Origin of the sequence: Streptomyces sp. NPDC052101 (assembly GCF_040680235.1) — a bacterium.
Taxonomy (GTDB): Bacteria; Actinomycetota; Actinomycetes; order Streptomycetales; family Streptomycetaceae; genus Streptomyces.
Genome location: NZ_JBFAWH010000093.1, coordinates 1 through 5,207, shown reverse-complemented (window position 1 = coordinate 5,207; position 5,207 = coordinate 1). Strand labels below are relative to the sequence as shown.

At 72.8% G+C, this 5,207-nt stretch carries 1 protein-coding gene; it reads right to left on the bottom strand.

Annotated elements, in window-relative coordinates; all coding sequences use genetic code 11:
* On the bottom strand, positions 1 to 5,144 hold a 5,144-nt coding region (locus tag AB0L75_RS43775), incomplete at its 3' end, for a beta-ketoacyl synthase N-terminal-like domain-containing protein (RefSeq protein ID WP_365191884.1).
* Positions 5,145 to 5,207: the final 63 nt, after the last annotated feature.

Here is a 5,207-nt window from a genome sequence, read left to right as displayed (position 1 = left end):
GGCGTCGGCTCATCCACATGCAACGTCGCCGGAACAACCCCATGACGCATCGCCATAACCATCTTGATCACACCCGCCACACCCGCAGCGGCAGCAGTGTGACCGATGTTCGACTTCACCGAACCCAGCAGCAGGGGCCGGTCGGAGGGACGCTCCTGGCCGTAGGTCGCGAGCAGTGCCTGCGCCTCGATCGGGTCACCCAGCGCCGTACCCGTGCCATGCGCCTCCACGACGTCCACGTCGGAGGCGGAGAGTCCCGCGTTGGCGAGGGCCTGGCGGACGACGCGCTGCTGGGAGGGGCCGTTGGGGGCGGTCAGGCCGTTGGACGCACCGTCCTGGTTCACCGCCGAACCGCGGATGACGCCGAGCACCTGGTGCCCGTTGCGCACCGCGTCCGACAGCCGCTCCACCAGCAGCACGCCGACACCCTCACCCCAGGCGGTGCCGTCCGCACCGGCGGCGAACGGCTTGCAACGGCCGTTGGGAGCGAGGCCGCGCTGGTGACTGAACTCGGTGAAGACACCGGGTGTGGACATGACCGACACACCGCCGGCGAGAGCCATCGTGCACTCGCCCTGCCGCAGCGCCTGGACCGCGAGGTGCAGGGCCACCAGCGACGACGAGCACGCCGTGTCCACCGTGAGCGCGGGACCCGTCAGACCGAGGGTGTAGGAGATGCGGCCGGAGGCCACACTGCCGGCCGCGCCGGTGAACAGGTAGCCCTCGGCCTCCGGCGCGTCGGTGGCCCCGATGCCGTAGCCGTGGGGAACGACGCCGACGAAGACACCGGTCCGGCTGTTTCGGAGCGTCAGCGGATCGATGCCCGCACGCTCCAGGGCCTCCCAGGATCCTTCCAGCAGCAGCCGCTGCTGCGGGTCCATCGCCAGCGCCTCACGCGGCGAGATCCCGAAGAAGCCAGCGTCGAACTCGGAGGCGTCGTAGAGGAAGCCGCCCTCGCGGACGTAGCTGGTGCCGGGACGGGTGGTGTCGGGGTGGAAGAGGTCGTCCAGGTTCCAGCCGCGGTCGACCGGGAAGCCGCCGATGGCGTCCTGGTCGGCCGACAGCAGCCGCCACAGGTCCTCGGGTGACGCCACTCCACCGGAGAAGCGGCAGCTCATGCCCACGATCGCGATCGGCTCGTCGAGCGCGGCCATGCCGTCGACGAAGGACTCGACGGCGTCCTGACCGTCCTGGCCGAGCATCCGGTCGCGCAGGTGCGCGGCGAGCGTCAGGGGCGTGGGGTAGTCGAACAGGAGGGTGGGTGAGAGGTTCAGCCCGGTGGCGGCCGCCAGCCGGTTGCGCAGGTCGACCGCGGTGAGCGAGTCGAAGCCTGCTTCCCGGAACGGCCGCCGCGCCTCGACCTCGTCGGGGGAGGACCAGCCGAGCACCGCCGCCGCCTGGGCCCGCACCTCGTCCAGGGCCAGCCGACTGCGGCGTTCCGGCGTGGACGCGGCAGCCAGCCTCCGCTGAAGGTCGGAGGCCGCGTCCGGGGCGGGGGCGGACGGCAGCTCGATTGCGGGCCCGGCGCCGGACCGGGTCGGGGCGAGCCAGTACCGCTCGCGCTGGAAGGCGTAGGTGGGCAGTTCGACCGACCCGGTGCTGCCGGGGGCGAACATGCTCGGCCAGTCGGGGGCCAGGCCGTTGACCCAGAGGGTGGCGAGGGAGGTGAGGAACTGGCCCATGCCGTCCTGATGGCGGCGCAGGGTTCCCACGGAGAGGGTGTCGACGTCCGCCTCGCGACCGGCGGCCTGGACCGGTGTGGTGAGCACCGGGTGGGGGCTGACCTCGACGAAGACGGTGTTCCCTGCGGCGACGGCGGCCGTGACGGTGTGGTGGAACCGGACCGGTTCGCGCAGGTTGCGGTACCAGTACTCGGCGTCGAACCGGGCGCCGTCGGTGAGTTCGGCGGTCACGGTCGAGTACATCGGGATGTCGCCGGAGCGCGGGACGATGTCGGCCGCGGCCTGCAGAAGCTGCTCGCGGATCCGCTCGACGTGCGGGGTGTGCGACGCGTAGTCGACCACGATCCGCTTGGGCTGCAGCCCGGCGGCCTCGGCCTCGGCCAGCACCGCGTCGAGGGCCTCCGGGGTGCCGCCGACCACCGTCGAGTCGGGGCCGTTCACCACCGCGATCCACGCGTCCGCGCGGTCGGCGAGGAGTGCCTCGACGCGCTCGACGGACGCGGCGACCGAGAGCATCCCGCCGGTTCCGGCCAGTTCCTGTGCGACGAGGCGGCTACGCAGGACGACCAGACGGGCGGCGTCGGCGAGCGACAGGGCACCGGAGACGCAGGCGGCGGCGATCTCGCCCTGGGAGTGGCCCAGCACGGCGGCGGGACTGATCCCTGCCGCGCGCCAGACCTGGGCGAGGGACACCATCACGGCCCACAGCACGGGCTGGACGACTTCGACGCGGCCCAACGCGTCCTCGTCGCGCAGCGCTTCGAGCAGGTCCCAGTCGGTGTGCTGGGCGAGGGCCCGTGCGCAGCGTTCCATGGAAGCGGCGAACACCGGTGAGGTGGCGAGCAGATCGACCGCCATACCGGTCCACTGGCCGCCCTGGCCGGGGAAGACGAACACCACGCCGCCCACCTCGGCCGGGACGACACCGGTCACCAGTTGTGCGGCGGGCCGCCCGGCGGCGAGCGCGGCCATTGCGTCGACGAGTTCGTGCCGCTGCTCGGCGACCACGACCGCACGGTGTTCCAGGGCGCCGCGGTTGCCGGCCAGCGCCCGTCCGATGTCCTCGGGGAGGTCCTCGGTGTCGACGGCGAACTCCGCCAGCCGGGAGGCCTGCCCCCGCAGACCGGCCGCGGTGCGGCCGGAGACGACCCAGGGCAGTGCTCCGCCCGCTCGCGTCGCGGGGCCGGAGCCCACCGCGCCGACGGCGGCCTCCATGAGATCGGGGGCCTGCTCGACGATGACGTGCGCGTTGGTTCCGCTGATTCCGAACGAGGAAACCGCGGCCCTGCGCACCGGACGGCGGTCGGGCCAGGGGACGCTCTCGGTGACCAGCCGGACCGCGCCCGTCGCCCAGTCCACGTGCGGCGTCGGATCGTCCACGTGCAGCGTCGCCGGGACCAGTCCGGCGCGGATGGCCATCACCATCTTGATGACGCCCGCGACACCCGCCGCGGCCTGGGTGTGGCCGATGTTGGACTTCACCGAGCCCAGCAGGACCGGCTGGTCTTCGGCGCGCCCCTGGCCGTAGGTCGCGAGCAGCGCCTCGGCCTCGATCGGGTCGCCCAGTGCCGTGCCGGTGCCATGGGCTTCCACGACGTCCACGTCGGCCGAGGCGATGCCCGCGCCGGCCCATGCGTCGCGGATGACCCGCTGCTGGGACACCCCGCTGGGGGCGGTGAGGCCGTTGGACGCGCCGTCCTGGTTGACCGCCGAGCCGCGTACCACCGCGAGCACGCGGTGCCCGTTGCGGCGTGCGTCCGACAGTCGCTCCACCACGAGGATTCCGGCGCCTTCGGCGAAGCCGGTACCGTCCGCGGCGGCGGCGAAGGCCTTGCAGCGGCCGTCGGGCGACAGCCCGCCCTGGGTGCTGAACTCGGTGAGGATGCCGGGTGTGGACATCACCGTCACACCGCCGACCAGGGCCAGCGAGGACTCGCCGCGTCGCAGCGACTGCGCGGCCAGGTGCAGGGCGACCAGCGACGACGAGCATGCCGTGTCCACCGTCAGCGCGGGACCCGTCAGGCCGAGCAGGTAGGCGATGCGGCCGGAGGCGACGCTGGTGGACTTGCCGGTGAGCAGGTAGCCGTCCAGTGCTTCCGGGGCTTCGTACAGACGAGGTCCGTACTCCTGGTCCATGGTGCCGACGAAGACGCCGGCGCGGCTTTCCCGGAGCGTGAGCGGGTCGATGCCCGCGCGTTCCAGTGCCTCCCAGGAGAGTTCGAGCAGGAGCCGCTGCTGCGGGTCCATCGCCAGCGCCTCGCGCGGCGAGATCCCGAAGAAGCGCGCGTCGAAGTCCGTGACACCGTCGAGGAATCCGCCGCCCACGGCCGAAGTCGCCCCACCGTACAGGCCGTCCAGGTCCCAGCCGCGGTCGTCGGGGAACCGTGAGACGGCGTCGCCCGCGTCGGCGACGAGCTGCCACAGGTCCTCGGGGGACCGTACGTCTCCGGGGAAGCGGCAGCTCATGCCCACGATCGCGATCGGTTCGTCGTCCTCGACGGGTCCGGTCGCCGTGACGCCGGCCGCGGGGGCGGTGCCGGGGGCGGCCGCGCCGAGGTGGGCCGCCAGCCTGGCCGGTGTCGGATGGTCGAAGAGGACGGCTGTGGAGATGCGCGTGTCCAGGGCCTTGTTCACTCGGCCGCAGAGATCGCCGAGCATGATCGAATCGAAACCGAGGTCCTTGAACGTCCGCCGTACGTCGACTCCTTCGGACGTGGCGTGTCCCAGTACGGCGGCGGTCTGGGCGCGTACCACATGGGCGGCGTCCGGGTTGGCGGTGGTCCGCCCGGATGCGGCGGCGGGCGACGGCTCGGGCGTCTCGGCGGGCGGTTCGGCGTCCTTGCCGGCCGGTTCGGGCGCCGGGGCGGCGGACGCGTCCAGCCAGTGGCGGTGGCGCTGGAAGGCGTAGGTGGGCAGCGTGGTCCTGCGGGCACCGGTGCCGGCGAAGACCCGGGACCAGTCGGGGTCGATGCCGTGTGCCCACAGTTCCGCCAGCGAGGTCAGCAGCCGCTCGCTGCCGCCCTGGTCCCGGCGCAGCGTTCCGGTCCCGAGCACGTCGGCGTCGGCGTCGTGGCCGATCTCCGTGATCGCGGTGGTCAGCACCGGGTGGGGGCTGACTTCGAGGAACGCGGTGTTCCCGGCGCCGAGCAGGGTGTGGACGGTGTCCCGGAACCGCACCGGCTCGCGCAGGTTGCGGTACCAGTACTCCGCGTCCAGCTCCGTGCCGTCGACCGGCTCGCCGGTGACGGTCGAGTACATCGGCACGTCACCCGACCGGGGCTCGACGGTGGCCAGCCGCAGCAGTGATGCGCGGATCTGCTCGACGTGCGGGGTGTGCGAGGCGTAGTCCACGGCGATGGTCCGCGCGCTGAGGCCGTTCTCCTCGCACTCCGCGACGATCCGGGTCAGCGCGTCGGTGTCACCGGCGACGACCGTGGCACCCGGACCGTTCACCACAGCCACCCACACACCCGCGCGACCCGCGATCAGCTCCTCCACCCGAGCCACCGGCGCCGCAACCGACAC